Source organism: Quisquiliibacterium transsilvanicum (genome assembly GCF_014202215.1).
In the GTDB taxonomy this organism is placed as follows: domain Bacteria; phylum Pseudomonadota; class Gammaproteobacteria; order Burkholderiales; family Burkholderiaceae_E; genus Quisquiliibacterium; species Quisquiliibacterium transsilvanicum.
Genome location: NZ_JACHGB010000006.1, coordinates 274889 through 301754, shown reverse-complemented (window position 1 = coordinate 301754; position 26866 = coordinate 274889). Strand labels below are relative to the sequence as shown.

Below are 26866 nucleotides of genomic sequence, written 5' to 3'. Positions count from 1 at the left end.
ACGAGATGAGCAACAAGGGAAGCGCCTGCGTCGTCGGCGCATGGGAGCACCCCACGCGGCTGGCGCCCGACAAGTCGGTCGCGCAGCTGCACGCCGAGTGCGCGATGGGCGCGCTGGCCGACGCCGGCCTCACGCTGGCCGACGTCGACGGCTACTTCTGCGCGGGCGACGTGCCGGGCGGCGGGCCGCTCTGGATGGCCGACTACCTGAACCTGCGGCTGAGGTACCTGGACGGCACCGAGGCGGGCGGCTGCTCCTACCTGATCCAGATCGAGCACGCTGCCGCGGCGATCGCAGCCGGCAAGTGCGACGTGGCGCTGATCACGCTGGCGGGCAAGCCGCGCAGCAAGGGCCAGGCCACTGGCACCAAGCCCCGCCCCTTCGGCCCCGAGCGGCCGGAGACCCCATGGGACCTGGCCTACGACGCCACCATCGCGGCGATCTACGGCATGTACGCGATGCGTCACATGCACGAGTTCGGCACCACCCAGGAGCAGCTCGCCTGGGTCAAGGTGGCTGCCTCGCAGCACGCGCAGCACAACCCCAACGCGATGCTGCGCAAGCCGGTGACCGTCGAGGAGGTGCTCGCCTCGCCGGTGATCGCCGATCCCTTGCACCGGCTCGACTGCTGCGTGATCAGCGACGGCGGCGGCGCGCTGGTGCTGGCGCGGCCCGAGATCGCGCGCAGCCTGAAGCGTCCGCTGGTCAGGGTGATCGGCACCGGCGAGACGATCAACACCAACGCCGGCGGCGACATCGACGTGGTGCGCACCGGCGCGCGCTGGACCGGCGCGAGCGCCTTCGCGCAGGCGGGCGTCACTCCCGCCGACATCAAGTACGCATCGATCTACGACAACTTCACCATCATGGTGATCATGCAGCTCGAGGACCTGGGCTTCTGCGAGAAGGGCCGCGGCGGCGAGTTCGTCGCCGACGGCAACCTGATCTCGGGCGTGGGCAGGCTGCCCTTCAACACCGACGGCGGCGGACTGTGCAACAACCACCCCGAGAACCGCGGCGGCATCACCAAGGCGATCGAGGCGGTGCGCCAGCTGCGCGGCGAGGCGCATCCCGCGGTCCAGGTGCCCAACTGCGACCTGGCGCTGGCCTGCGGGCCGGGACTGGTGGTGGGCAGCGCGCATGCCCACGCCACGGTGATCTTCGAGCGGGAGTGAGACGGTGAGCGAATCCACGAACACGATCGGCTTCGAGCAGGACGCCTACGCCGCGGCCTACCCCGAGACCCGGCCCTTCTGGGAGGCGGCCGCCGAGGGGCGGCTGCTGGTGAAGGCCTGCCGCGCCTGCGGCCGCGCGCACTGGTATCCGAAGGTCGTCTGTCCCTTCTGCCACAGCGCGGACCTCGAGTGGCGCGACGCGAGCGGGCGCGGAACCATCTACACCTACAGCGTGATGCGCCGGGTGGAAGTCCCCTACGTGCTGGCCTACGTCACGCTGGAGGAGGGGCCCACGCTGATGACCAACATCGTCGACTGCGACGTCGACTCGGTGCGCATCGGCCAGGCAGTGCAGGTGCGCTTCCGCCAGGCGCCGCAGGGGCGCACCGTGCCAGTGTTCGCGCCGGCCTGAGCGCCGGTAGCCTCACCCGTTCACGATCGACGCCAGCAGCAGGTCGTCCGCCGCCACGGGCGCGAGCGCGGGGCGGTAGCGGCTGGCGTCGTCGGGCCGCGTGTACATGCGCTGCGGCTCGGTCTTGCGCGGCATCACGGCGCGGGTGCGGTCATGGTAGGGGTTGGGGTCGAACAGCCCCGCGAAGGCCGGATCGACCAGGTAATTGGGCAGCCTGGCCACCACCGCCTCGTCGCCGGCGAGCTGCAGCACCATCTCGTCGTGCTCCAGGTCGAGGATCGCGCTGCCGTCGGCGAAGCCGGTCAGTTCCGACATCCCCTGCGCGGCCACCTGGTTGAGCGCGCCGAAGCACTGCAGCACGCGGCAGTTGTTCACCATCGTCTTCCAGTCGCGCGGGTAGAGCAGCTGCAGCTGACTGGCGTCCTGCCAGAAGCTCCAGGTCTGCAGCCCGTAGCCGCGCAGCAGCGTCACCGCCTGGCGCAGCTGCGGCAGCTCGCCGAGCTGGGCGGCCTCGTCGAGAATGAACAGCGTCGACATCGGCGGGCGCGCCCGGCGCCGCGTGAAGCAGGTCATCAGCGCGCCGAGCCACAGCCGCAGCAGGCGGCTGTGCGACTCGAGCATGTGCGGCGGCAGCACCAGGTAGATGGACAAGGGCGCGCCCCGGGTGACTTCGTCGAGGTCGAACGAGGTCTTTGCAACGTTGGCCTGGACCAGGTCGCCGCGCAGGAAGTCCACCATCTCCTGGCTGAACGAGATGATGCCGCCCAGCGTCTCGGCCGCGGCGATGTTGAGCATCCGCGCGATGCGCTGCACCTCCGGGTGTTCGGATTCCAGCATGCGCCTGGCCATTGCTGCCGGGTCGGCAGCGGCGGCGTTGATCATCTCGCGCACCGCGATCAGGTTGCCCCACTGGCTGCCGCTCGCGCGCGCGTCGACCAGCACCTGCAGGATGGCGCCGATCGCCAGGTGCATCCCGCGGCTGCTCCAGTAGCGGTTGCGTTCGTCCTGCTGGCTGGCGTTGAGCGCCTGCGCGAGCGCCGCCACCTCGTCGACCGCGCTGGCCTCGCCGATGTCGATCGCGTCCAGCGGGTTCAGCGAGTCGGACGGCTGGTCGGTGATTCCCATCGGGTCGATCACCACGACGCGCTGGCCCATCTCGCGGCGGCGGCGCGCGGTGATCGCCACGTTCTCGCCCTTGGGGTCGACGACGATCACCGGGCCCGGGTAGCGCAGCAGCGCAGGGATGATGCAGCCGGTGCCCTTGCCCGCGCCGGTGGGCGCGATGCTCATCAGGTGGCCTTCGCCGCCGAGCAGGATCGGGTCCAGGAAACCGGTGGCCGGCGAGCGCAGCGGGTGGCCGTAGGTGAAGCCGATCGGCCGGCGCGGATGGCGGCTCTCCAGCGACCAGCCGACCAGCAGGCCGGGTTCGGGCAGGGCGTCGGGCAGCCGCAGGTGGGCGGCGGTCTTTGCGAACGGCATCGGCTACTCCTGCGTGCGGCGCAGGTCGCGCAGCGGGGCCGCGTTGACGCGCTCGGGCAGCACGTCGGCGGCGATCGGGGCGTCGTCCTCCATGCGCACTCTGCCGTCGCGCACGCGCAGCCGCGCCTCGAACAGCGAGCGCCCGTAGGCGATCACCCCCTCGGCGACGAGCTCGTCGCCGTCACGGCTCACCACGAGCGGCCGCAGGCGCCCGAGCCAGCCGGAGTCGTGCGCGTCCAGTCCGTGCAGCACCGGCGAGCCGGCGGACTCGACTGGCATGAACGGCCCTTCCTCGCCCCAGACGCAGGCGCAGTAGAAGCGCAGGAAGTCGGCGCCTGTGGCGGGATCGTCCAGGCCGCGCAGCGGACTGGCGATGAAGCCCGCTGCGTCGTGCGCGTGCGGCGAGCCGGTGTCGCCTGTCCCTTGGATCGCTCCGGCGGCAAGATAGCGCGCCAGGTCGCGCGGCACGCTGCCGGCGTTCAGGTCGTTGAGCACGCGGCTCTCCCCGTCGATCAGCCACATCAGCCCCGGCCCGTAGAGCACGTCGAAGGTGCCAGAGAGGCCGGGCTCGACCAGCGCTTCGCCCTCGACGACGGCCCAGCCCGGGTAGAAGGACAGCGGCATCGCGCGCAGGTTCGTCACCCGGTGGTGCGGTGCGAGTCCCTCGTGGGTGTGCGCTTGCGCGAGCAGCGCCGCCAGCCGTAGCGAGAAACCGGCGGCATGTCCTGGCGTCAGCGGGCGCCAGGGGCCCGGCAGCAGGGGAATGGGGGGTGGCGGCATCGTTGGGCGGCGCGGCGGCGGGTATGGGAGCCACGATTCTGGGTATCCTCGCCGGATCGGGCAAGCACGGCGGCCTGCGCAGGCTTGAGGCCGGGGAGGAGACGGACGTGAGCGAAGCGGACGTGAGCGAAGCGATCGACAGCCTCGAGCGGGCGCGCGCCGGCGCGGTTCCGCCGCTGCGCCCGCAGCCGGCGCTGCAGCCGGACGCCCGCGGATCGCGCCGGCGCGAGCCCTTCTGGCGGGTGCCGGACGCCGTCAAGGCCGCGGTCTGGCAGCGCGACGACCACACCTGCCGGTATTGCGGCTTCCGCTCGCTGCGCTACCAGGAGGTGCTGGTGGGCGGCGGCAACGCGCGTGACCCGGACCAGATGGCCACGGTCTGCCTGTTCTGCCACCAGTGCCTGCACCTGGACGAGGCGGCGGCGATGCGCTCCGGGGTGCTGGTCTGGCTGCCCGAGGTGCCGCAGACGGAGCTGCACTGGATGGTGCGCGAGCTCTACCTGGCGCTGATCACGCAGCGGGCCGGCGAGCGCGCGCGGCGCGTGCTGGATGCGCTGATGGCGCGGCGCGAGCCGGCGCGGCAACGGCTGGGCAGCGACCACCCGGCGGAGCTTGCGCAGCGCATGCGCGGGTCAGGGGGGACGGTCGACGACGCCGTGCTGGCGGGTCTGCGGCTGCTGCCGCTGGACCGGCGCATCGTGCGCGTCGACGAGCTCGAGTTCAACCAGTTCCCGCAGGTGCTCGCGTACTGGCGTTCGCCCTCGGGGCCGCTGGCTGCGGCGACCGGCGCCCGGGCCGAGTTCTCGTGGCTGTGGCGGCTTGAGGGCATCCTGCTGCCGGACGCGCCTGGCGAGGCGTCGGCGGGCGACGAGGCCGCCCCCGCGGACCCGCGGCAGCAGTCTCCCAGCCACGCGGAGCTCGCGGCCCGGCTGCTCGGCGACGCTGCCACCTTCTTCCGCAAGGTCGGGGAGCAGAACCCGGCGCTTGCGCAGCAGATGAAGACCAGCGCAGATGTCTACGACCAGGTCGCGGCGCTGCTGCGGTCGGACCCGATGGACAGCCTCGATCTGCCGGGCGCGGCAGGCGATCCCGCTGCGCAGCTGCGCGGCCGGCAGACGGTCGCTGCGCTTGGGGTGCGGCTGCTCGAGGACTCGGCCAGCTTCTTCGAGTCGGTCGGCATGCAGAACGCTCCGCTGGCGGAACAGATGGCGGACAACGCGCGGGTCTATCGGGAGCTTGCCGCCCGCCTGCGCGAGGATCCGCTTGGCGTGCTCGAGCTGGATTGAACGCAGGGTCAGGCGATCGGCGCCTCGGCACGGATCGGCAGGTCGGCTGCGATCGGCTCATCGGACAGCATCTCCATCATCCCGTTCGAAGCGATTCCGAAGCGGGCGATGAACAGCGCGTTGCTGTACCAGACCACCGCATCGCAGACGTGGCGGCCCTGCTCGTCGAGGCCGTCCAGAAAGGCCGGGCGGACGGTGTCGCGCAGCAGGCGGCGCAGCGACTCGTCGACGTCCGGGGGCACCATCGGATCGTCGGCCTGCTCGAGGATGTAGAACGCGCCCTCGTTGCCGCGCACGAAGAAGCAGAAAAACTTCAGGTAGCCGAGCACGTTCTCCGGGGAGAGCCGCAGCGGCTCGCTGGCGGCAAGCTCGTGCAGCGGCGGCGAGACGCCCGCCAGCCGCACCAGCGTGCCCGCCGAACTCAGCACGAAGTAGACGGTGAGCGCGGGATTCGGCCAGCCGGGGTCGCTGATGCGCACCAGGCTTGCGCGCTCGTACCAGGCCAGGCCGGTGATCTCCACCTTCGTGTCCGGCGCCGTGCAGCGCAGGCCGGCGGCTGCCAGCCCGGGCTCCGCGGCCACCAGCACGCGGACCTGGGCTGGCGCGGGCCGCCAGCGGTACTGCAGGACGCCGGCCGTGGCAGTGAGCAGCCGCGCCTGCGCGGCGTCGATCGCATCCTGCGCGCCGGTGGCCGAGGCGCTCCAGCCGGCGCCGCCCGCCGCTGTGGGGCCGCCGGCGTTGAAGATCCCGCGCAACGGGGACGATGGCACGGTGTCGCCGTCCGATGGCGCGCAGCTGGCGTCGCCGGCAAGCAGCCGGGCGACCCAGGCGGCTTCCTGCGGATCGACGCGGGCGCCGGCGCGCAGCAGTGCGCGCGCGGTGTTCAGCTGCCGGAAGCGCAGTGCCGCCTCAAGCGGCGCCGGTTTGTGCGCGGTGCCGCCTTCGATCGCAGCGCCCGCACCGATCAGGACCCGGGCGAGCTCCGCGTGGCCGAGTTCGGCGGCGACGATCAGCGGGCGGGTTTCGGGCAGATCGGACAGCGGGTCTGGCGCGGCCCCTGCGCCGAGCAGCGCCCGGGCGGTATCGGCATGCCCTCCGAGTGCGGCGAGGTGCAGGGGCGTCCAGCCGTCCGCGTCACGGGGATCCGGGGCGGCGTGGTGGGCCAGCAGGTAGCCGACCGCGGCGGTGTGCCCGGCCGCGGCGGCCAGGTGCAGCGGACCCAGGCCGTCGGCATTCCGCGCATCGGCATCCGCCGCGGGCAGCGTGAGCAGCAGCTCGAGGACCGGTAGCTGGCCGCGTCTCGCGGCATGGTGGAGCGCGATGCATCCGTCGTCGTCGCTCAGCCTGGGGTCGGCGCCTGCATCCAGCAGTTGGCGCAGCAGGCCCTCGCGGCCCTCCGCGGCGGCGCGCTGCAGCGCTGTGCGGCCACCGGGGTTGCGGGCGTCGGCGCGCGCGCCGTGCGCGAGCAGGAAGCGGACCCGCGCCTCGTCCCCGTCGGCGACGGCAAGATCCAGGCAGGTGTGCCCGTCGCGTGCCGGGGCGTCGGGGTCGGCCCCGGCCTGCAGCAGCGCCTCCGCGCAGGCGATGCGGCCGGTGGACAGCGCGAGCTGCAGCGGCGTGCGGCCGAGGTCGTCCTGCGGATTCGGGTTGGCGCCGGTCTCGACCAGCGCGCGCGCGCAGCCGGGCAGGTCCTTGAGCACGGCCAGGTGCAGCGCGGTGCATTCCTTGCGCTGTTCGTAGTCGACGCTTGCGTCCGGCGCCGCGCCGGCCGCGCACAGCGCGCGCACCGCGTCTTCCCGGCCGTTGAGGGTGGCGACGTGCAGAGGGGTGTAGCCGCTCTCCGGCAGCCTGGCATCGGCGGGCGCGCCGCGCTGCGCGAGGCGGCGCGCCACTTCCGCATGTCCTTCGGCCGCGGCCGCGTGCAATGGTGTCCAGCCGCCGGCGGCCTGCGCCGGATCGGCGCCGAGGTCCAGCAGGCGCTCGACCGCGGCGAGGTGCGCGTTCGACGCCGCCAGGTACAGCGGCGGCGTGACGCTGCCGTCGCTGGCCAGCGGCAGCGAGGCGCCGACGGCGAGCAGCGCATCGATTGCCGCCACCTGCCCGGCGCTCGCTGCGATGTGCAGCGGTCGCCAGCCGTCGGCCTCGGCGTGGTCGACGTCCGCGCCCGCTTCGACCAGCGCGGCGATCACCGGCAGGTCGCCGCCGAAGCACGGGCCGAACAGCGGCGTGCGCCGGTCGCGGCGCTCCACGTCCACCGCCGACGGGTCCGCGGCGAGCAGCGCCCGCACGGTCGGCAGGTCGCCGTAGGTGGCGGCCAGGTGCAGGTGGGTCGAGCCCGAGGTGCTGCGCTCCACGGGACGGCGCGGCGCCGGGTGCGCGCGCAGCAGCGCCAGCCCGTAGTCGCGCAACCTGCGATCGGCTGGCGACGGGTCGCTGTCCTCGCCGGCCGCGCGGCCGCCGAACACGTCGAACCATTGCGCCAGCAGCTCGGCCGCCTCGTCGACGTCGCGCGCGCCGTGCGCGTCAAGCGAGGCGTCGGCGCGCCCGCCCGCCTCCCACTCATCCGCCTTGAAACCGACGATGCCGTGCAGCCTGAGCAGGCGGCGCTGCCCGTCGAGCCAGGCGCTTGCGGCCGGCCAGTGGCGCAGCACCGCCTCGTGGACCAGCTTGATGCGCCCGCCGGCCTCCGGAAGAAGCAGCCGGCGCGCCGCCAGCGCTGCGGCCAGCCGGCGCGGCGCGGAGCGCGTGGGCATCGGCGCGTCCGGCAGCACTAGCCGGTCGTTGGCGGCGCCGCTCAGCCGCACCAGCCGGCGCAGCAGGCTGCCGATGGCGTCGTCGGTCCAGTCGGCGCCGGCCGCTGCGCGCGCCTCCTGCACGGCCGCTTCGGCGAGCTCGGCGATGGCGTCCTCGACGTCCAGCAGTCCCTGGCAGTCCTCGACGGCGAGGCGCTGCGGGGAGTTGGCTCCGGCCAGCGCGTCCGCGACGCCGCCGGACGCGCCGCGATCCGCGCCATCCGCCGTGCCGCCCGCCGTGCCGCCGGTTCCGGTTCCGGTCCTGGCGTCCGCGGCGATCCGCTTGCTCGCCTCGAAGATCCGCTGCAGCGTCAGCGACACCAGCGGCAGCAGGCTGCCGGTGGATTCGCCGTCGCTCTGGTGGGCGAAGCGCACGATGCGCTCGCGCAGCACGCGCACCAGCCCGGGCTCCAGCTCGGCGACGCCGGCGAACTCGAAGGGCTTGCGGATGATGTCGTCCAGGCTGTGTTCCGGGAAGGCCAGCCGCAGGTTGCCGCCGCGCGCCCACAGCGGTCCCAGTTTGGGGTCCTGGGCGATCAGCTCCGCGCGGTTGGTCTGCAGCGTGTAGACCACGCCCATCGCCGGGTGCGCCGCCGCGCGCGCGATGAAGTCGACCACCGGCTCCCAGGCAGCAGCGCCGCCGGTGTCGGCGCGGCGGTCCAGCAGCTCCTCGAACTGGTCGAAGGCCAGGATCAGCCGCCACTGCGCGCCGCGGCCCGCGAGCGCTCCGGCCAGCCGCTGCACGGCCTCGCCGGCCGCCATCTCGTCGCGGACCGCGGTGAGCGAGGCGCGCGCCTTCTCGAAGGCCAGCGCAGCCCCGGCCGCATCGTCGGCCTGCTGCACCTGTACCTGCGCGAGCGCGAACGCATAGAGCCTGGGCAGCGGATCCGGCAGCAGCTCGTCGGGGCGGACGATGCAGCCCAGGTAGCTGCCCTGCGAGGTCTGGTGGCACAGATGGCCGACGATGCCGGCGCGCGCCAGCGAGGACTTGCCCACGCCGCTGCCGCCGATGACGCCGTAGAAGGTGGGATGCGCGGCGTCGTTCCACAGTGCGGTGAGTTCAGCCACCGCCTGCGTGCGCTCGGCCTCGCGGCCGACGAACACGCCGTTGTCCTCGCGGTCGAAAGCCTGCAGGCCCTTGAATGGGTTGCGCGCCTGCTCGCGCACCCGCAGGTCCAGCTCGCGCATGAGGAAGGCGCGCAGTTCGGCGCGCGCCTGTTCCTCGTCGGCGACGATGCGCGGGAAGATCCCGCGGCCCTCCAGGTAGCGCACGAAGTTGCGCAACTGCGTGACCTGGGGCACGTACTGCGTCTGCTCCCATTCCCGCGAGGCGGTTCGCCAGCGCGCGCCATGCGAATCGCGGAAGCGCCGCTCGGCGGCTTCGAAAAGCCGGTGGCCGCCCCAGTTCGCGTCCAGGGGATCGAGGTCCTCGCGTACCGTCTCGTCGCCGACGACCAGCAGCAGCACCGGCGGCTGGCCGCGCTCGGCGCCGCCCTCGTCGTGTCCTCGCTCGCGGTTGGCGTGCAGCGCCGCCAGGTACTCGAACACCGTGCCGGTCAGCGCGAAGCCGCCTGCGTCCTCGGCGCCCGGCTCCCACGGGTGCACCAGGCCGACCCCGTCACCGCGCAGCGACTGGATGGGTCCGAGCGGCCGCGTGTCGAAGTCCGCCGCCAGCGGTGTGCCGATCCGCTCCCCCAGCATGCAGATGACGGCGCGGCACTGCGAGTCGGAGGGCAGCGGGATCTGCCCCTGCGGGGGCACCCAGTCGCGGAAGCCGTCCTCGGCCTTGTCGACCTGCCAGTCGTAGAGCCGGATGCCATGGTCGTCGGCCACCTTGCGCTGCAGATCTTCGAGTTCGCGCGCCACCGCCTCGCGGAGGTAGGCGAGGTCGCCGGGGGCGGCGACGAAGACCGAAGGCTGGATGAGCGCGGGGAAGGTCCACATCGGCAAGGCACCATGGGGGGCATTCGACGCTCCCCGGCAGGTTGATCGCAAGGTGATTACGCTAGCACGCCTGCCTGTCGGGGCGGTATCTTCGGGCAGAGCCGGTGGGCCCAGCCGTTCTGCCGGATGCAACCCGGATTCCTAGGAGGTGAGCGATGAGCCAGTCCGCAGTCGACCTTGAAGCCGCATGGCGCGCTCCCGCCGAGGTGTTCGCGCGACCCGAGGACGTGGTCGCGCACGCCGCCCTTTCCCAGGAGCAGAAGATCGAGATTCTGATGCTCTGGGAGCACGACGTGGTGGAGCAGGAACAGGCCACCGACGCGGGAATGCCCGGCGGCATGGAGGGTGACCTGCTCCGGCGGATCCTCCTCGCCCTCGAGGCGATGACGGCCGGCGCCTCGACCGGCGACCGCGCTCCGGCGAGGCGCGAGGTGGTCACGCGCCGGCGTCCTGCGGGCGGCGTGTGATCCCGGCCGCTGGGCACAGCGCCGGCATGCAGCTTCCCGAATCAGACGAGAGAGTCCGATGAACGAGACCGTCAAGCCCGCCTTCGATGACCCCGCAGGCACCTGGAACCAGCGCTTCTCCAAGGAAGGCTTCCTGTTCGGCACCGAGCCGAACGCCTGGCTGCGTGAGCACGCTGATGCCTGGAAGCCCGGCGAGCGCGTGCTGTGCGTGGCCGACGGCGAAGGCCGCAACAGCGTCTGGCTGGCGGCCCGCGGGCTCGAGGTGGAGGCCTTCGACATCGCCGAGGTCGGCATCGCCAAGGCCCGCCAGCTGGCCGCGCGCCACGGCGTGCAGGTGCACTTCGAGGTCGCGGACTGCGACGGCTACGCATGGCGCGAGGGTGCCTTCGACGGCGTTGCCGCGATCTTCGTGCAGTTCGCCGATCCGCCGACGCGCACGCGGCTGTTCGAGCACATGAAGCGTGCGCTGCGTCCGGGCGGCACGCTGGTGCTCCAGGGCTACACGCCGAAGCAGCTGGACTACCGCACCGGCGGCCCGCCGATCGCTTCGCATCTCTACACCAAAGCGATGCTGCGCGAGGCCTTCGCCGACATGGAGATCGTCGAGCTGCGCGAGTACGAGGCCGACGTCGCCGAGGGCACCGGCCACCTCGGCCGCTCCGCGCTGATCGGCATGGTGGCGCGGCGCCGCTGAGCCGAGCGTCTGTGCTGCGCTTCCGTCGCGTGTTCCCGGCCGACCGGAATCCGCGACGGGTTCCCGAAACGGGCCGGACCAGGCCCCTCACCAGGTTTCCTCAATGCCCCGACCGATCCCCCAGGACCTGTCCTTCGCCTGCGAGAAGCGCCCCGCCACGGGCACGCTCGGCATGGTGGTCACCAATCATCCGCTGGCCAGCGCGGCGGGCGCCGAAATGCTCGCCGCGGGCGGCAATGCGATCGACGCCGCGGTGGCGGCGCTGTTCGCGCTCAGCGTGGTCGAACCGATGATGGTCGGCATCGTCGGCGGCGGAATGGCGCACCTGCGCCTGGCCGACGGGCGCCATCTCGTCATCGATGGCATGGCCTGCGCGCCCGCCACGGCAGGCGCCGACGCCTTCCGTCCGGTGTCCGATGTTCCGCCCGACTACATGGAGACCGAGGGCAGGGAGAACGCGGTCGGCGCGAAGTCCGTCGCGGTGCCGGGCACCCTGGCCGGCTGGTGCGACGCGGCGCAGCGCTTCGGGCGGCTGCCGCTGGCGGACCTGATCGAGCCCGCGATCCGCCTGGCGCGGCGCGGCTTCGCGGTCACCCCCTACCTGTCCAGCTGCATCTCGGAATGCGCGGCCGACCTGCTCGTCGATGGTGAGATCGCGCGGCGCTTCCTGCCCGGCGGGCGGCCGCTGCAGGCCGGCGATCGCCTGGTGGCAGCCGACTACGCGCACACGCTCGAGGTCATCGCAAAGGAGGGCGCCGCGGCCTTGTACGGAGGCAGCCTGGGGCGGACCATCGTCGATCACCTCGCGCGGCGGGGCGGCTGGGTCTCGATGGAGGACCTCGCCGGCTACCGGCTCGTCGACCGGGAGCCGGTGCGCGGCCGCTATCGCGGCCACGAGGTGATCGGCCCGCCGCCGCCTTCGGCGGGCGGCGTGCACGTGCTGCAGATGCTGTCCATCCTCGAAGGCTTCGACCTGCGCGCGATGGGCTTCGGTTCGGCAGATTCCATGCACCTGCTGGCCGAGGCGCTGAAGATCGCCTTCGCCGACCGCGCCGCCGCCACTGCCGATCCGGCCTTCGTCGACGTGCCGGTGGAGCGCCTCCTTTCCGCCGAGTACGCCGCGCAGCGCCGCGCGCAGATCGACCCGCTGCGCGCCCGCGCCTGGAGCGCCGGCGTCGCGTCCTCGGAGTCCGCCAACACCACGCACGTCAGCGTCGCCGATCGCGACGGCAACGTCGTCGCCAGCACCCAGACCATCAACAGCCTGTTCGGCGCCCGGATCATGATTCCGGGCACCGGCATCGTCCCGAACAACTACATGTACCTGTTCGATCCTCACCCGGGCAAGGCGCTGTCGATCGCGCCCGGCAAGCGGGTCACCACCTCGATGGCGCCCACCATCGTGCTGCGCAACGGGCGGCCGCGCTATGTGCTGGGCCTGCCCGGCGGCCTGCGCATCTTCGGATCGGTGATGCAGGCGGTGGTCAACCTGCTGGAGCACGGCATGACGATCCAGCAGGCGGTGGAGGCGCCGCGGCTCTGGACCCAGGGCCAGGAAGTGGAGGTGGAGGACGGGCTGCCCGGGGCGGCGCTCGAGGCGCTGCGCGCGCGCGGCCACGCGCTGGCCGTGGTGCCGCACGTGGGCGGCGGGATGAACGGGATCAGCTTCGAGGACGACGGCAGCATGACCGGAGCGGCCTGCTGGCGCGCCGACGGCACCGCAGTCGGGCTGGGCGGCGGGCTGGCGCGCGAGTCGACGCGGTTCTGGCCGGACGCGCCGGGCGCAAACGCTGACGCGCCGGACTGACTCCCCCGTGCCGGCGTCTGCGCGCCGGGGTTCAGCGCTTGCCGATATCCTGCAGCTGGCGCTGCAGCGCCAGCCGGTCCAGCGAGCGGATCGGCAGCACCAGCAGGTACTCGATGCGGCGCTTGAGCACCATTGCGGTGTCCCAGAACACCTTGGCCTTCTGCTCGTCGCTGCCTTCGAAAGCCACCGGATCGGCCACGCCCCAGTGCGCGGTCAGCGGCTGGCCTGGCCAGACGGGGCAGACCTCGCCCGCCGCGCGGTCGCAGACGGTGAACACGAAGTCCATCGCCGGCGCGCCCGGTTCGGCGAACTCCTGCCAGTCCTTGCTGCGGTAGCCCTCGGTGGGCAGGCGCATCGTGGCCAGCGTCTGCAGCGCGACGGGGTTCACCGCTCCCGCCGGATGGCTGCCGGCCGACCAGGCGCGGAAGCGATCGCCGCCGAGCGCATTCAGCAGCGCCTCGGCGATGATCGATCGGGCGGAGTTGCCACTGCAGACGAACAGCACGTTGTAGATCTTGTCACTCACCGTGGAGCTCCTGGGGGTTCTGGACGGGGCCGACAGCTCGGCGGTACTAGGCAGGCGGTATCAGGCAGGCGGATTCAGGCAGGCGGATTCAGGCACGTGCGCCCTTGTGCACCGGCAGTGCGAGGGTCACCAGCCAGCAGACGATCAGCATCGCCGCCGAGCCCGACAGCGACCAGCCGAGCCCGCCCCACTGGTAGAGCAGGCCGGAGAGCAGCGTTCCGAAGAACCGGCCGAGCGCGTTGGCTGCGTAGTAGAAACCGACGTCCTCGGCAGCCTTCTCCGAGCCGGCGTATGCGAGGATCAGGTAGGAGTGCACCGAGGAGTTCACCGCGAAGGCGAAGCCGAAGATGCCCAGGCCCACGACCACCACCCATTCCAGCGCGGGCACCTCGAGGGCTACCAGGACGGCCAGCGCCATCGGCACCAGCGCCAGCCCCGCGGACCACCAGCGCGCTGCAGGCACCTCGCTGCTCAGGCCGTCGGCGCTGCGCCGCACCAGCGCCGGCGCCATCGCCTGCACCGCGCCATAGCCGATGGTCCACAGCGCCAGGAAGGCGCCCACCATGGTGAAGGTCCAGCCAGACGCATAGAGGAAGACCGGCACCCCGACCACGAACCAGACGTCGCGCGCGCCGAACAGCGCAACGCGCGCCGCGGCCAGCAGGTTGATTCCGCGGCTCTTGGCGAACAGCTCGCTGGCCGACTTCGACGCCTTGCTCTTGCCCATCAGGGGCGGGACGAACAGCAGCACGCCGACCAGCACCACGGCGAGCATCGCTGCCATCGCCCACAGCGCGCCTTGGAAGCCGAGCAGGTCCAGCAGCAGTCCGCCCAGGAAGAAGCCCACCCCCTTCATCGCGTTCTTGCTGCCGGTGAACCAGGCCACCCAGCGGAACAGCTGCCCAGAGGCCTCGCCCGCGGTCAGCTTGATCGCGGACTTGCTCGCGGTCTTGGTGAGGTCCTTGGCCACGCCGCATACGCCCTGCGCCACCACCACCCAGGCCACCGACATCGCGGCGCTCCAGCCGGGCGAGAGCATCGACAGCAGCAGGAAGCCGACGATCTGCGTCGACAGCCCCACCGAGAGCATGCGCGCGATGCCATAGCGGGTGGCCAGCCAACCGCCCACCAGGTTGGCCAGCACGCCGGCGGCCTCGTACAGCAGGAACAGGAAGGCCAGCGTGAAGGGCGAGTAGCCGAGCCGGTAGAAGTGCAGCAGCACCAGCATGCGCAGCGCGCCGTCGGTGAGCGTGAAGCCCCAGTAGGAGGCCGTCACGATCGCGTAGTTGCGCGCCGCGGTGCGTGCCGCGTCGGTGGGGGCGGGCGTCGGGCTCACCGCATGCGCCTGTCGCTGCGCCACGTCAGAGGCCGCGGCCACGGACGTGGCAGGCAAGGTCGACCATCCGGCAGGCGTAGCCCATCTCGTTGTCGTACCAGGCGTAGACCTTGAGCAGCGTGCCGTCGGTGACCATCGTCGAGAGCGCGTCCACGATCGAGCTGCGCGTGTCGCGCGCGTAGTCGGCGCTCACCAGCGGCCGATCCTCGTAACCCAGGATGCCGGCCAGCGGACCGCGCGCCGCCTGCGCGAACAGGGCGTTGACCTCCTCCGCGCTGGTCGGGCGGGCGAGCTCGAACACGCAGTCGGTCAGCGAGGCGTTGAGCACCGGCGCACGCACCGCGTGGCCGTTGAGCTTGCCCTTGAGTTCGGGATAGATCAGCGCGATCGCGGTGGCGCTGCCGGTGGTGGTCGGCGCCAGGCTCAGCATCGCGCTGCGCGCGCGGCGCAGGTCCTTGTGCGGGGCGTCCACCACCAGGTTGGTGTTGGTGGGGTCGTGGATGGTGGTGATCTGGCCGTGGCGGATGCCGATGGCCTCGTGCACCACCTTCACCACTGGCGCCAGGCAGTTCGTGGTGCAGGACGCGGCGGTGAGGATCCGGTCCCGCGCGGGCTCGTAGAGCTCGTGGTTGATGCCTACCACCACGTTGAGCACGTCGCCGGTCTTGACCGGCGCGGCGACGATCACGCGCTTCGCGCCGCGGTCCAGGTGGCCCTGCAGCGTCTCGGGCGTGAGGAACTTGCCGGTGCACTCCAGCACCAGGTCCACTCCCAGCTCGCCCCAGGGGATCTCGCCGGGCGTGGAATGCGCCGAGAACGACAGCGCGCGCTCGCCGATCCGGATCGTGTCCTCGCCGCGCGCCTCGATCGGCGCGCGCCAGCGGCCCTGCACGCTGTCGAAGCTCAGCAGGTGGGCGGTGGCCGCGGCGCCTCCCTTGATCTCGTTGAGGTGGACGACTTCGATGCGGTTGCCGGCCCGGGGATCGTCCTCGGGACGCTCGGCGGCGCCGAAGGCGGCGCGCAGCGCCAGCCGGCCGATCCGGCCCATGCCGTTGATGCCTACTTTCATGATTCGCCGACTCCGTCGATGGACGTTTGAACGCAAAGAATTCTAGAACAGTTGAAATGTAGAGCCGAAATGTGACGAAACGATGACTGCGAGCGCTTGCTCACGAGTCCCCGCGTGCCGCCTCCGGGGGCTCTTCCGGGGGATCTTCCGGGGGCGCCTCGAGCATGGCGGTCATCGCGTGGGCGAAGTGCGAGAGGGTGTGGGGCGAGCCCCAGGTGGGGTGGCTGCGCGAAGTGTCGGCGAGCCCGGTTTCGCGGGCTGCCATGACGGCGCCCAGCGCGGCGCCCAGGAAGAGCAGCCGCTGGTTCTTCATCGCGGGAGGGAGGGGCGGCATCAGCCTGCGCAGATGGTCCAGGCAGCGCTGGTAGCCGGAGTTCCATTGCCCCGCCAGGGTCTCCATGAAGAATTGCCGGTGCGTCATTCCCAGCATCACGATGAAGCGGTTGTAGTTCTCGTCCTCGCCGATGTCCACCGAAGCCTGCACCAGAACGTCGACCACCTCGCGCACCGTGCGCGGGCCGCCCTGCGCCTCCTGGCGGTCGAGCCAGGCGTTGCGCCGCTCGTCGATCACCCTGGCGCCGTGGATGACGAGCTCCCGGATCAGCGCGTCCTTGGAGCCGAAGTGGTAACCGACCGCGGCGTGGTTCTTCTGTCCCGACGCCTCGGCAATCTGGCGCACCGTCACGCCGTCGACTCCGCGCTCGGCGAACAGCCGGCGCGCGACGCGTTTCAGGTTTTCTGCCGCCTCGTTTCGATTCGTGCCCGCCGTCCTGGTCATCGGCCGCGCCTCCCGTTGTTCGTCGCCTGCATCGGGCGCATTATCCAGTTGTCTTAATTTCAAGTCAGTCCCAGGGAGCAAGCACGATGGATTTCGAACATTCCGCCAAGGTCAAGGCCCTCATCGAGAAGCTCGAGGCCTTCATGGACGAGCACATCTACCCGAACGAAAAGGCGCACAACGACTGGGTGAACGATCCCGCCAGGCTCTGGCAGCCCTGGCCGAAGGTCGAGGAGCTCAAGGCGAAGGCAAAGGCCGCCGGTCTGTGGAACCTGTTCCTGCCGCACGAGTACGGCAAGTTCAGCCCGGGGCTGACCAATCTCGAGTACGCGCCGCTGGCCGAGATCATGGGCCGCTCGCCCTGGTCGTCCGAGGTGTTCAACTGCGCCGCGCCGGACACCGGCAACATGGAGGTGCTCGCCAAGTACGGCACGCCCGAGCAGCAGCGCCAGTGGCTGGTGCCGCTGCTGGACGGCGAGATCCGCTCCGCCTACGTGATGACCGAACCGGCGGTGGCCTCGTCCGACGCCACCAACGTGTCGACCACCATCGTGCGCGACGGCGACGACTACGTGATCAACGGGCGCAAGTGGTGGATTTCCGGCGTGATGGATCCGCGCTGCAAGCTGCTGCTGGTCATGGGCCGGACCCTGCCCGAAAACCCGCGCCACGAGCAGCACTCCACCATCATCGTCCCGCGCGACACCCCGGGGGTGAGCATCGTTCGCAACCAGACGGTGTTCGGCCGGATGCACTCGCCCGGCGGCGAGGCCGAGATGCTGTTCGAGAACGTTCGCGTTCCGGCGTCCAGCATGATCCTCGGCGAGGGCCGCGGCTTCGAGATCGCGCAAGGCCGCCTCGGACCGGGGCGCATCCATCACTGCATGCGCTCGATCGGCCAGGCGCAGCGCGCGCTGGAGATCATGGCGCGCCGCGTCGAGAACCGCGTGGCCTTCGGGCGCAAGCTGGCCGACCAGAGCAGCATCCGCCAGGAAGTGGCGCGCTCGTACTGCGAGATCGAGCAGGCCCGCCTGCTCACGCTGAAGGCGGCCGACCAGATGGACCGCTACGGCAACAAGAAGGCGAAGGACATCATCGCCGCGATCAAGGTGGTGGCGCCGCAGATGGCGCAGACCGTCGCCGACCGCGCGATCCAGGCGCATGGCGGAATGGGGGTCAGCGACGACACCGAGATCGCCTACTTCTTCGCGCTGAACCGCTTCCTGCGCATCGCTGACGGTCCGGACGAGGTGCACATGTCGCAGCTCGGCAAGATGAAGATCCAGGAGTACAACGCGCTCAAGCCGCGCTGAGCACAGCAGGCAGGGGGCGGCTCCAGCCAGGGTGGCCCGGGCGCACGTCCGTCTCTCAGTAGTGCGGCGGAATCTCGTCGCGCAGGCTCGCCGGAGCGCCGTCGCCGCTGCCGGCGGCTGCCACCTGCCTGCGCAGCAGCAGCATCTCCCTGGCCAGCATCTCGATCTGGTCCTGCTGCCGCGCCACCTGCCGGTTGAGCACGTCCAGCAGGTCGTCGCTGAAGGCGGCCTTGATCTCGAGCTCGGCGATCCGTTGTTCCAGTTCGTTCGCTTGTTCCATGGCGTGATTGTGCGCCAGCGCGCGGGCGCGCGTCCGGATGGGCATATCGGACCGGGACTGTTCCGTTCGCGCCGCGGCCGTGCGTGAAGCGGTGCCGCCAGGTGGCGGGCCGCGTGCTTCCCTCCTATCTTCATGTCTCCACTACGTGAGGAGACATGCAATGCAGAACGACACCGGGCGTCGCCGCTTCATCGGCCAGGCGGGCGCCGCAGGGCTGGCGCTGGGCCTGGGCGTGCAGGCGCGCGCCCAGCAGGCATGGCCGCAGTCGCCGGTCAGGGTGATCGTGCCCTTCCCGGCAGGCGGGTCCACGGACCTGCTCACCCGCCTGGTCGGCCGCGGCGTGTCCGCCCGCATCGGTCAGCCGGTGGTGGTCGACAACCGTGCCGGGGCCAGCGGCATGATCGGCACCGGGGCGATCGCGAAATCGCCGCCCGATGGTCACCACTTCGGCATGACCACGGTGTCGTCGATCGTCACCGCGCCCTTCCTCTACGAGAAGGTGCCGTACGATGTCGACAGTGAAATTGCGTTCGTCAGCCTGCTCTGCACAGTGCCGATGGTGCTCGCGGTGCATCCCAGCCTGCCGGTGCGAACCGCGCCCGAGCTGATGGAGCATCTGAGACGCAACAAGGGCAGGCTCTCCTACGGCACCGTGTCGATCGGCCACTACGGCCACGTTGCGACCGAGCACATGAACGTGCGCAACGACGCCGGCATGGTCCACGTGCCTTACAAGGGCGAGGCGCCCATGCTCCAGGATCTGCTGGGCAACCAGCTGCCGCTGAGCTTCGTCACCATCGCCACCGCCAAGCCGCACGTCGAGGCGGGCAAGCTTCGGCTGCTGGCGATCACCGGCACGAAGCGCCACTCGTCGATGCCCGATGTGCCGACCTTCGGTGAGCAGGGGCTCCAGGACGAGGTCTATGCGATGAACCCCGGCTGGATCGGCATGATCGCGCCGGCCAGGACCCCGGCAGACATCGTGCGGCGGATGTCCACCGAGGTGGTGGCGGCCGCCCGGGAGCCGGAGGTCTTCGAGCGGATCGCATCGATGGGAATGGATTTCGTGGGAAGCACGCCCGAGGCCTATCTCGAGGCCTACCGCGCGGAGAAGCGCACCTGGCAGAAGCTGCTGGCGCAGGCGGGCGTGCGGCCCCAGTAGGCTCCCTGCCGGAGGGGCTGACCGGCGGGGGTTCGGGTCCGGACGGGAGCAAGGCGCTTTGAAAAGATTCAGCGAAGATGTATCTTCCGGTTTCAGCGATCGGCACCGCCAGGCGTCCAGGCGGCGCCGCCAGTCCCGACCGATCCGGAAGCGCCATGAATCCTGCGGCCGATGCTTCACCACTCGCGCCCGCCCCGGAAAACCGCCCCAGGGGTCCCGGGTCCGCTCCCCGCCGTCCGGGCGGCCCGGACCTGCCGGCGCCGCTGCGCGGCAAGGTGTATCCCCGCGCCGTCACCGGCGTGTTCGCGCGCTGGCGCGTTGCGCTGATCTGGATCACGCAGGCGGTGTTCTACGGCCTGCCCTGGCTGCAGTGGGACGGTCGCCAGGCGATGCTGTTCGACCTGGAGGCCCGGCGCTTCTTCATGTTCGGCACGGTGCTGCATCCGCAGGACTTCATCTACCTGACCGGGCTGCTGGTCATCGCGGCGATGGCGCTGTTCCTGTTCACTGCGGTTGCCGGGCGCGTCTGGTGCGGCTATGCCTGCCCGCAGACGGTGTACACCGAAATCTTCCTGTGGATAGAGAAGCGCGTCGAGGGCGACCGCGCGCGCCGCATGAAGCTCGACCGCGCGGCGATGTCGCCGCGCAAGGCCGGGCTGAAGCTTGCCAAGCACGCCGCCTGGCTCGCGGTGGCGCTGTGGACCGGCCTGAGCTTCGTCGGCTACTTCAGCGGCATCCGCGGCCTGCCGGCCGAGGTGCTGGCGCTGCAGACCGGCCCCTGGGAGAGCTTCTGGATGATCTTCTATGCCGGCATCCTCTATGCCAATGCCGGCTTCCTGCGCGAACAGGTCTGCACCTACATGTGTCCGTATGCGCGCTTCCAGAGCGCGCTGATCGACGGCGACACGATGGTCGTCACCTACGACAGCGAGCGCGGCGATCCGCGCGGCTCGCGTCCGCGCAAGGCCGACCCGAAGCTGATGGGACTCGGCGACTGCATCGACTGCGGCCTGTGCGTGGAGGTGTGCCCCACCGGGATCGACATCCGCAAGGGACTGCAGAACGAGTGCATCGGCTGCGCCGCCTGCGTCGACGCCTGCGACGACATCATGGGCCGCGTCGGCTATCCGAAGGGCCTCATTCGCTACGACAGCGGCAACGGCCTGCGCCGCGACCAGGGCCGCGTCGCGATGCTGCGCGGCATGCTGCGGCCGCGGGTGCTGGCCTACGCGGCCCTGCTGGTCGCGGCCACCCTTTCGGTCTTCACCCACATGGCGCTGCGCTCGCCGCTGCGGCTGGACGTGATCCGCGACCGCGGCGTGCTGGCGCGCGAGGTGGAGGACGGCATGATCGAGAACGTCTACCGGGTGCGCCTGTCGAACCACACCGACCGTGCCCACCGGTTCACGGTGGCGGTCGGCGGCCTGCCATCGGCGGTCGTCGCCACCGAGGCCATGGTGGATGTGGAGGCGGATTCCGAGCGCCAGATACCGGTGCGGGTGCGCGTGCCCCATGGTGTTGGCAAGCCCGGCTCCAACGCGATCGAGTTCAGCGTCGAAGCGCGCGGGGAGCCCTCGCTGGCCATCGCCGAGCGGTCCACCTTCTTCGTGCCGCGCTGAGCGGCGCCCCGGGGCTGGGCGCCGCCGCGCGGCGGCAACTCAGGCGGCCTGGCGCCAGTGCACCGTCCGCTGCGGGAACGGGATGGTCACGCCCTCGGCGTCGAAGCGCTTCTTCGCGGCCTCCTGCATGTCCCAGTACAGGCCCCAGTAGTCGCCGGAATTCACCCAGGGCCGCACGATGATGTTCACGCTGCTGTCGGACAGCTGGCTGACGGCGACCATCGGCGCCGGATCCTTCAGCGTGCGCGGGTCGCTGGCGACCAGGTCGAGCAGGATGGCCTTCGCGTGGTCGATGTCGTCGCCGTGGCTGATGTTGAAGGTGAGGTCGACTCGGCGCGTGCCGTAGGCGTTGAAGTTGACGATCTGCCCGCCCATGATCTGCGAGTTGGGCACGGTGATGCCCTTGTTGTCCGGCGTGCGCATGTGCGTCATCAGAATGCCGATTTCGTCGACGGTGCCCATCACGCCGCCGGCCTCGACGAAGTCGCCCACCTTGAACGGACGGAACAGGATCAGCAGCACGCCGCTGGCGAAGTTCGACAGCGAGCCCTGCAACGCCAGGCCCACTGCCAGGCCGGCGGCACCGAGCACCGCCACGAAGGACGTGGTCTGGACGCCGAGCTGCGACACCGCGGCGATCACCACCGCCACCATCAGCAGGTAGAAGACGATGTTGGACAGGAAGCCGATCAGCGTCTGGTCCACCTTCGCGCGTTCCATCGCGCGGCGGGTCGCCTTGCGGACCATGCCGGCGATCCATTTGCCGACGAGGAAGACCAGCAGCGCCACGACGATCTTGATGCCGTACTCGGCGACGTAGCGGATGACGGTGTCGATGTTCTCCTGGGACATGCAGGCTCCTATGCATTGCGGTGGTCGGCCGAGCCGCGCGGGTCCCGTTCCGCGCGGAAACGGGGCGACCCCATGGTCGGGGCCGGCGGGCAGTCGGGTGCGCTCCGGGGCAGGGCTTGCGCCGGGGCCGCCGAGGGGGCGCGGAATCGTTCGCGCGGGCACGCGGGTGCCGAACGCGAGGCCGGGGAGGACGCAGCAGGGGCGCCATCCGACAACGCTTCAGGAGCGGTCGCCGGCCGGTTTCAACAGAGCGATCCTAACATCGCTGTCCCGAGGGAAGCCTCGGGAGCGGCTGCGCCAGCGGCGCTCAGGCAGCGTGCCAGAGCACCGCGAAGTAGTGCGCGCCGGTGCCGGCGGCGACGAACAGATGCCAGATCGCGTGCCCGTAGCGCAGCCGCGAGTCGGTGGCGAAGAACGCCACGCCAGCGGTGTAGGCCAGGCCGCCGGCAACGAGCCAGGCCAGGCCCTGGGTGGACACGCGCTCCAGCAGGGGGTCGGCGGCGATCACCACCACCCAGCCCATCGCCAGGTAGAGCCCGGTCGACAGCATGGGATGGGAGGCACGGCCCATCGACTTCAGCGCGACCCCGATCGCGGCCAGCCCCCAGACCAGGCCGAACAGGGTCCAGCCCCAGGCGCCGCGCAGCGCCCCGAGCGTGAACGGCGTGTAGGTGCCTGCGATCAGCAGGAAGATCGCGGAATGGTCGATGACCCGGAACACCCGCTTGGCCTTGCCTGCCGGCAGCGCGTGATAGATGGTCGAGGCCAGGTACAGCAGGATGACCGTGACCGCGAACACGGTGGCGCCGGCGACAAAGCCGGCGTCGCCGAGGCGGGTCGACTGAACGATGAGGAAGGGCGCGCCGACGATGGCGGCCAGCAGCGGCAGGCCGTGGCTGATGCTGTTGGCGATCTCTTCGCCGCGCGATTGATCGCGCTCAGGGCCGGCGGGGAGCAGGCGCATTTCCATCTCCACTTCAAACCTCCATGCTAAACCGTCGCGCGGATGTCCTCGCCGCCGCAAGGGGCGCGATGGCGGTCGGCCGGCCAGGTCCGGCGCGGGGAAGGTCAGCGCCGGAGTTGCGGGGCGCGCAGGCGGCGCTCGGCCGTGTCGAAGCCCCATTGCACCAGCAGCGCGAGCAGCGCCGCAGGCGCCGCGCCGGCCAGCATCAGCGTGCTGTCGTTGACCGCGAGGCCCGCGACGATGCGCTCGCCGAGGCCGCCCGCGCCGATGAAGGCGGCCACGGTGGCGGTGCCCACGCTGATCACCGCGGCCGTCTTGATGCCGGCCAGCAGGGTGGGCGCGGCCAGCGGCAGCTCGACGTGGCGCAGCACCTGCGCCGGCCGCAGCCCGAGGGCGGCAGCCGCATGGGCGAGCCCGGCCGGCACCGCGCACAGCCCGGCGTGGGTGTTTCGCACGATGGGCAGCAGCGCGTAGACGAACAGCGCCAGCAGCGCAGGCAGGAAGCCGATGGTGCCCAGCAGCGCGATCAGGAAGGCCAGCAGCGCCAGCGAGGGCACGGTCTGCAGCACGCCCACCCCCGCCATCACCGGCCCGGCGAGCGCCGGCTGCCGGAACGCCAGGATGCCCAGCGGCACGCCGGCCAGCACTGCCAGCGCGAGCGAGCCGGCGACCAGCGCAAGATGCTCGGCGAGCAGGCGGCCGAGGTCCGGTGCGAGCAGGCGCGCAAGGAAGCCGGGGCGGGCCGCCGGGACTGCGCCGCCGTCCGGGCTTCCGTCACCCGGGGCGCCGCCGTTCGCGCCCACGCCCTCCGGACTCCCGCCGCTCCCGCCGCTCGTGCCGCTCGTGCCGCCGCCGGCCGTCGGAGAGCGCTCGAGGAAGCTTCGAGCCACCTCCTCGAAGCCGCGGCCGTTCAGTTCCGCCTCGGCGTTCATTGCGGTCATTGCCGCCTCGTCTATGCGCTGCGCCAGCGCGCGCGCCAGCGGCCGCTCGTCCAGCGTGGCGCGCATCAGCAGCAGCGCGTCGTAGCGAGGGAAGAAACCGAGGTCGTCGCGCAGCACCCGCAGCCGGTCGCCGGCGATGCGGGCATCGGTGGAGTACACGTCGATGAGGTCGACCCTGCCCAGGGCCATCGCCTCGTAGGCCAGGCCGTGGTCGAGCCCGCGCCCCGGCGACTGCGGCAGACCATAGGCCTTCTTCAGCCCCGGCCAGCCGTCGGTCCGCGCGAGGAACTCGTGCGAAAGCCCGAAGCGCAGCGCCTGCGCCTGCTCCTGCGGCAAGCGCGCCAGCGCCGAGATCGAGTCGACGCCGAGGCGGAGCGCGTCAACCTCGCGCATTGCAAGCCCGTAGGTGTTGTTGAAGCCCAGCGGCACCGCCACCTTCAGTCCGCGCGGCGCCAGCCTGAGGTTCAGCTCCTCCAGCGTCAGAGCGGAGGCTGTCCCGGCGTCCAGGCCGAGCAGCTCACGCGCAATGGTGCCGGTGTATTCCGGGTAGACGTCGACTTCGCCGGCGGCCAGCGCCTGCGCCAGGATGCCCGTGTTACCCAGCCCCTGCCGGTGCCGCGCGGGGATGCCCTCGCGCAGCAGCGCCTGCCGCACCAGCTCGCCCAGCAGGTAGCTCTCGGTGAAGCGCTTGGAGCCGACGACGATTGGGGCGGCTATCCCGGCTGCCCGGTTCGTCGCGGCAGCTGAGGCGGCTGCGTCGGAGGTTGCGCCGGCGGGCGCCGCCATGGCCATGCCGAGGCACAACCACCACGTCAGCAGCGCTGCCAGCAGCGCGTGGCCCGGAACCCGTGAAGGGAGGCGTCCCTTCACGGGAGGCTCAGGTCGCAAAGGCCTTGCGCAATGCCGGTCTCGCCAGCAGCCGCTCGACGTAGGCAGCCACGTTCGGCTTGTCGGAGACGTCGGCGCCGAGCTTCGTGGACACCACGCAGGCATGTCCGGTCATGATGTCCGCGCCTGAGAATTCGCCGGCCAGGTACTCGCGCCCGGCCAGCTGCGCGTCCACGGGTTCCAGCATCTTCGTGAGCAGCTTTCGTGCGCGGGCCAGGTTCTCGGCGTTGCGTTTCTCCGGGGGGAGGAACATGGTTTCGACGACGATCACGTTCACCTGCGGCATCAGCATGCCCTCGGCGTAGTGCAGCCACTGCAGGTAGGCCGGGAAGTCGGGCGATGACACCGGAGGCACCATGCGGCCGTTGCCATGGCGCGCGAGCACGTACTCGACGATGGCGCCGGACTCCAGCAGGGTCACGTCGCCATCCTGCAGCGCGGGCACCCGTCCCATCGGATGGATGCGGCGGTAGTCTTGCGTGCGCATCTCGGGCGCCCCCAGCGCGAACTTCTCCAGCTCGTACGGCAGGCCGAGCTCCTCGAACAGCCACACGATTCGGACCGAGCGGCTGTTCGGGGCGTGGTAGATCTTCATCGACACATCCTCTCCTTCACGATCGCATCGTGCTCGCTCAGTCCCACACAACGGGGCCCTTGGCCGCATACCAGCGCGCCAGCCGATCGGCCACCGAGGCTTCGACCTTGGCGCGCTTGACCTTCATGGTGGGCGTAAGCAGCCCGTTCTCCACCGTCGGCGGGCTGCTGGTCACCACCAGCATCTTCAGTTGCTCGTAGTCCGCCACCTGGGCGTTGACCCGCTCGAGGAGCTCGCCGAGCTCGCGCTCGATGCGCTCGCGCACGCCGGGGTCGCCCAGGGTGGGGCGGATCTCCTCGGAGAGCAGGACCAGCGCGTAGGCTGCAGGCTGGCCCACACCCGACACCATCGACATCTCGATCAGCGGGCTCTCGCCGAGCAGGTTCTCGATCGGCGCCGGGGCCACGTACTTGCCCTTGGCGGTCTTGAACAGCTCCTTGGCGCGGCCGGTGAGCTTGAGCAGACCCTGCGCATTTCGCTCGCCCAGGTCGCCGGTGCGGAAGAAACCGTCCGCGTCGAAGGACTCGGCAGTGAGTTCGGGCTGCTTGTAGTAGCCCACCATCTGGCCTGGGGACTTGATCAGCACCTCGCCGTCCTGGCTGATCTTCACCTCGACGCCCGGGTAGGGGATGCCGACGTAGCCGGGTGCATGCGCATTCACGCGCGACACGTGCGAGTAGGCGAAGTCCTCGGTCATCGCGTAGCCCTCCATCAGGTTCAGGCCCAGGCGCCGGTACCACTCGATCACCTCATGCGGGATCGGCGCCGAGCCGCTGCCGGCCAGGCGCGCCTGGTCGAGTCCCAGGCCGTCGAGGATCTTGCGGCGCACGATGTTGTTGAGGATGGGGATCTTGAGCAGCAGGTCGAGCTTCTTCTGCGGCATCTTGTGCTGCACGCCATGCTGGAATTTCACCCACAGCCGCGGCACCGAGATGAACAGCGTGGGCCGCGCGCGACGCACGTCCTGCACGAAGGAGTCGAGCGTCTCGGCGAAGAACACCTTGGAGCCGGACACGAAGGACGCGGACTCGATGAATGCGCGCTCGAACACGTGGGCCAGCGGAAGGTAGGAGATCAGCCGGTCCTCGGGCGTGTAGCGCTCGCTGGCGACGATGCTCGCGGCGGAAACGGACACCCCGCGGAACGCATGCATCGCGCCCTTGGGCGTGCCGGTGGAGCCCGAGGTGTAGATGATCATCGCCAGATCGTCCGGGCGGCGCTGCACCCGGCCCTGGATCGGTTTGGTGCGGGCGACGATGTCGTCCCAGCGGTCGAAGGGCGTGTCGGGCGCCAGCGGCAGCGCGATGCGCGGCATGCCCTCCGGGACACCGGGCGCCTGCCTGGGCCAGTCGTCGAGCTTGCCGACGAACAGAAGCTTTGCGTCGCTGTGCTCGAGGACGTAGCGCACGGTGTCGGGGCCTTCGGTGGGGAAGATCGCCACCGTGGTGCCGCCGGCCATCCAGATCGCGAGCTCGGCGATGAAGAAGTGGGCGCAGTTCTTCGAGAGCAAGCCGATGTGGTCGCCGTCGCGGATGCCTGCGCTGCGCAGGTGGGCCGCCATGCGGCGGGCCTGGTCCACGACCTGCCCCCAGGTGTACTCGACCGTCCTGCCGCCGTCGTAGGGCTGCACGAGGTAGACGCGGTCGGGGTGGTCGCGTTCGTGGTCGAACACGTACTCGAGGATCAGCTTCGGCTCGGCCATGCGTG

The 26866-nt window shown here is 71.1% G+C and carries 22 protein-coding genes; 9 read left to right on the top strand and 13 right to left on the bottom strand.

The window, feature by feature from the left end:
• The first annotated feature begins 5 nt into the window (after positions 1-5).
• Positions 6-1175, top strand: coding sequence for a thiolase domain-containing protein (locus HNQ70_RS16540; RefSeq protein WP_183969726.1), 1170 nt, complete (start codon positions 6-8; stop codon positions 1173-1175).
• Between the two features lie 4 nt (positions 1176-1179).
• Positions 1180-1587 carry an OB-fold domain-containing protein gene (locus tag HNQ70_RS16535; RefSeq protein ID WP_183969724.1) on the top strand — a complete coding sequence of 136 codons (408 nt, stop codon included), beginning with the start codon at positions 1180-1182 and terminating at the stop codon, positions 1585-1587.
• A gap of 12 nt (positions 1588-1599) precedes the next feature.
• On the opposite strand, the gene HNQ70_RS16530 is transcribed toward HNQ70_RS16535, so the two are convergent.
• On the bottom strand, positions 1600-3066 hold the full coding sequence (locus tag HNQ70_RS16530; RefSeq protein WP_183969722.1) for a type IV secretory system conjugative DNA transfer family protein: 1467 nt from the start codon (positions 3064-3066) through the stop codon (positions 1600-1602).
• Positions 3067-3069: 3 nt separating this feature from the next.
• Positions 3070-3846: a hypothetical protein gene (locus HNQ70_RS16525; RefSeq protein WP_183969720.1), complete on the bottom strand. Its 777-nt coding sequence runs from the start codon at positions 3844-3846 to the stop codon at positions 3070-3072.
• Between the two features lie 107 nt (positions 3847-3953).
• On the opposite strand from HNQ70_RS16525, the gene HNQ70_RS16520 reads away from it, so the two are divergent.
• On the top strand, positions 3954-5132 hold the full coding sequence (locus tag HNQ70_RS16520; protein WP_183970006.1) for an HNH endonuclease: 1179 nt from the start codon (positions 3954-3956) through the stop codon (positions 5130-5132).
• Between the two features lie 8 nt (positions 5133-5140).
• Here HNQ70_RS16520 and HNQ70_RS16515 read toward each other — a convergent pair whose 3' ends face one another.
• On the bottom strand, positions 5141-9868 hold the full coding sequence (locus HNQ70_RS16515) for an ankyrin repeat domain-containing protein (protein WP_183969718.1): 4728 nt from the start codon (positions 9866-9868) through the stop codon (positions 5141-5143).
• A gap of 155 nt (positions 9869-10023) precedes the next feature.
• Between HNQ70_RS16515 and HNQ70_RS16510 the strand changes: the two genes are divergently transcribed.
• The 3 genes from HNQ70_RS16510 (at position 10024) to ggt (ending at position 12836) form a co-directional block, all read left to right on the top strand.
• The gene (locus HNQ70_RS16510) at positions 10024-10335 is read left to right on the top strand and encodes a hypothetical protein (RefSeq protein ID WP_183969716.1); all 312 of its coding nucleotides are present in this window, start codon (positions 10024-10026) and stop codon (positions 10333-10335) included.
• A gap of 58 nt (positions 10336-10393) precedes the next feature.
• Entirely contained in the window at positions 10394-11029 is a 636-nt protein-coding gene (locus HNQ70_RS16505; protein ID WP_183969714.1) for a class I SAM-dependent methyltransferase, read from the top strand.
• 103 nt (positions 11030-11132) lie between these two features.
• A complete protein-coding gene (gene ggt, locus HNQ70_RS16500; RefSeq protein WP_221302848.1) occupies positions 11133-12836 on the top strand; it encodes a gamma-glutamyltransferase in 1704 nt (567 codons plus the stop codon).
• Between the two features lie 31 nt (positions 12837-12867).
• Here ggt and HNQ70_RS16495 read toward each other — a convergent pair whose 3' ends face one another.
• From HNQ70_RS16495 to HNQ70_RS16480, 4 genes are all read right to left on the bottom strand, one after another.
• Positions 12868-13362: an arsenate reductase/protein-tyrosine-phosphatase family protein gene (locus HNQ70_RS16495; protein ID WP_183969712.1), complete on the bottom strand. Its 495-nt coding sequence runs from the start codon at positions 13360-13362 to the stop codon at positions 12868-12870.
• A gap of 88 nt (positions 13363-13450) precedes the next feature.
• A complete protein-coding gene (gene arsJ, locus HNQ70_RS16490) occupies positions 13451-14698 on the bottom strand; it encodes an organoarsenical effux MFS transporter ArsJ (protein ID WP_183969972.1) in 1248 nt (415 codons plus the stop codon).
• A gap of 25 nt (positions 14699-14723) precedes the next feature.
• Entirely contained in the window at positions 14724-15767 is a 1044-nt protein-coding gene (locus tag HNQ70_RS16485) for an ArsJ-associated glyceraldehyde-3-phosphate dehydrogenase (RefSeq protein ID WP_183969710.1), read from the bottom strand.
• A 100-nt stretch (positions 15768-15867) separates the two neighbouring features.
• The gene (locus HNQ70_RS16480; protein WP_183969708.1) at positions 15868-16545 is read right to left on the bottom strand and encodes a TetR/AcrR family transcriptional regulator; all 678 of its coding nucleotides are present in this window, start codon (positions 16543-16545) and stop codon (positions 15868-15870) included.
• A gap of 86 nt (positions 16546-16631) precedes the next feature.
• Between HNQ70_RS16480 and HNQ70_RS16475 the strand changes: the two genes are divergently transcribed.
• Entirely contained in the window at positions 16632-17858 is a 1227-nt protein-coding gene (locus tag HNQ70_RS16475; protein ID WP_183969706.1) for an acyl-CoA dehydrogenase family protein, read from the top strand.
• Positions 17859-17913: 55 nt separating this feature from the next.
• On the opposite strand, the gene HNQ70_RS16470 is transcribed toward HNQ70_RS16475, so the two are convergent.
• Complete coding sequence (locus HNQ70_RS16470; protein WP_183969704.1) at positions 17914-18138, bottom strand: SlyX family protein; 225 nt, start codon at positions 18136-18138, stop codon at positions 17914-17916.
• A 160-nt stretch (positions 18139-18298) separates the two neighbouring features.
• On the opposite strand from HNQ70_RS16470, the gene HNQ70_RS16465 reads away from it, so the two are divergent.
• Positions 18299-19300, top strand: coding sequence for a Bug family tripartite tricarboxylate transporter substrate binding protein (locus HNQ70_RS16465; protein WP_183969970.1), 1002 nt, complete (start codon positions 18299-18301; stop codon positions 19298-19300).
• Positions 19301-19455: 155 nt separating this feature from the next.
• Entirely contained in the window at positions 19456-20919 is a 1464-nt protein-coding gene (gene ccoG / locus HNQ70_RS16460) for a cytochrome c oxidase accessory protein CcoG (RefSeq protein ID WP_183969702.1), read from the top strand.
• 39 nt (positions 20920-20958) lie between these two features.
• Here ccoG and HNQ70_RS16455 read toward each other — a convergent pair whose 3' ends face one another.
• The 5 genes from HNQ70_RS16455 to HNQ70_RS16435 all read right to left on the bottom strand — a co-directional run bounded on the left by HNQ70_RS16455 (position 20959) and on the right by HNQ70_RS16435 (position 26861).
• On the bottom strand, positions 20959-21771 hold the full coding sequence (locus HNQ70_RS16455; protein ID WP_183969700.1) for a mechanosensitive ion channel family protein: 813 nt from the start codon (positions 21769-21771) through the stop codon (positions 20959-20961).
• A 307-nt stretch (positions 21772-22078) separates the two neighbouring features.
• The gene (trhA, locus tag HNQ70_RS16450; protein WP_183969698.1) at positions 22079-22735 is read right to left on the bottom strand and encodes a PAQR family membrane homeostasis protein TrhA; all 657 of its coding nucleotides are present in this window, start codon (positions 22733-22735) and stop codon (positions 22079-22081) included.
• Between the two features lie 104 nt (positions 22736-22839).
• A complete protein-coding gene (locus HNQ70_RS16445) occupies positions 22840-24462 on the bottom strand; it encodes a glycine betaine ABC transporter substrate-binding protein (protein WP_183969968.1) in 1623 nt (540 codons plus the stop codon).
• A gap of 91 nt (positions 24463-24553) precedes the next feature.
• Positions 24554-25159: a glutathione S-transferase family protein gene (locus HNQ70_RS16440; RefSeq protein ID WP_183969696.1), complete on the bottom strand. Its 606-nt coding sequence runs from the start codon at positions 25157-25159 to the stop codon at positions 24554-24556.
• A 37-nt stretch (positions 25160-25196) separates the two neighbouring features.
• Positions 25197-26861, bottom strand: a complete 1665-nt coding sequence (locus HNQ70_RS16435; RefSeq protein ID WP_183969694.1) for an AMP-binding protein — start codon at positions 26859-26861, stop codon at positions 25197-25199.
• Between the last annotated feature and the right edge of the window lie 5 nt (positions 26862-26866).

Excerpts from the sequence above, each read along its gene's own strand:
- HNQ70_RS16540 (WP_183969726.1), top strand. The coding sequence starts at position 6 with ATGAGCAACAAGGGAAGCGCCTGCGTCGTCGGCGCATGGGAGCACCCC.
- HNQ70_RS16530 (WP_183969722.1), bottom strand. The coding sequence starts at position 3,066 with ATGCCGTTCGCAAAGACCGCCGCCCACCTGCGGCTGCCCGACGCCCTG.
- HNQ70_RS16525 (WP_183969720.1), bottom strand. The coding sequence starts at position 3,846 with ATGCCGCCACCCCCCATTCCCCTGCTGCCGGGCCCCTGGCGCCCGCTG.
- HNQ70_RS16515 (WP_183969718.1), bottom strand. The coding sequence starts at position 9,868 with ATGTGGACCTTCCCCGCGCTCATCCAGCCTTCGGTCTTCGTCGCCGCC.
- HNQ70_RS16510 (WP_183969716.1), top strand. The coding sequence starts at position 10,024 with ATGAGCCAGTCCGCAGTCGACCTTGAAGCCGCATGGCGCGCTCCCGCC.
- HNQ70_RS16505 (WP_183969714.1), top strand. The coding sequence starts at position 10,394 with ATGAACGAGACCGTCAAGCCCGCCTTCGATGACCCCGCAGGCACCTGG.
- ggt (WP_221302848.1), top strand. The coding sequence starts at position 11,133 with ATGCCCCGACCGATCCCCCAGGACCTGTCCTTCGCCTGCGAGAAGCGC.
- HNQ70_RS16485 (WP_183969710.1), bottom strand. The coding sequence starts at position 15,767 with ATGAAAGTAGGCATCAACGGCATGGGCCGGATCGGCCGGCTGGCGCTG.
- HNQ70_RS16480 (WP_183969708.1), bottom strand. The coding sequence starts at position 16,545 with ATGACCAGGACGGCGGGCACGAATCGAAACGAGGCGGCAGAAAACCTG.
- HNQ70_RS16475 (WP_183969706.1), top strand. The coding sequence starts at position 16,632 with ATGGATTTCGAACATTCCGCCAAGGTCAAGGCCCTCATCGAGAAGCTC.
- HNQ70_RS16470 (WP_183969704.1), bottom strand. The coding sequence starts at position 18,138 with ATGGAACAAGCGAACGAACTGGAACAACGGATCGCCGAGCTCGAGATC.
- HNQ70_RS16465 (WP_183969970.1), top strand. The coding sequence starts at position 18,299 with ATGCAGAACGACACCGGGCGTCGCCGCTTCATCGGCCAGGCGGGCGCC.
- ccoG (WP_183969702.1), top strand. The coding sequence starts at position 19,456 with ATGAATCCTGCGGCCGATGCTTCACCACTCGCGCCCGCCCCGGAAAAC.
- HNQ70_RS16455 (WP_183969700.1), bottom strand. The coding sequence starts at position 21,771 with ATGTCCCAGGAGAACATCGACACCGTCATCCGCTACGTCGCCGAGTAC.
- trhA (WP_183969698.1), bottom strand. The coding sequence starts at position 22,735 with ATGCGCCTGCTCCCCGCCGGCCCTGAGCGCGATCAATCGCGCGGCGAA.
- HNQ70_RS16445 (WP_183969968.1), bottom strand. The coding sequence starts at position 24,462 with ATGGCGGCGCCCGCCGGCGCAACCTCCGACGCAGCCGCCTCAGCTGCC.
- HNQ70_RS16440 (WP_183969696.1), bottom strand. The coding sequence starts at position 25,159 with ATGAAGATCTACCACGCCCCGAACAGCCGCTCGGTCCGAATCGTGTGG.
- HNQ70_RS16435 (WP_183969694.1), bottom strand. The coding sequence starts at position 26,861 with ATGGCCGAGCCGAAGCTGATCCTCGAGTACGTGTTCGACCACGAACGC.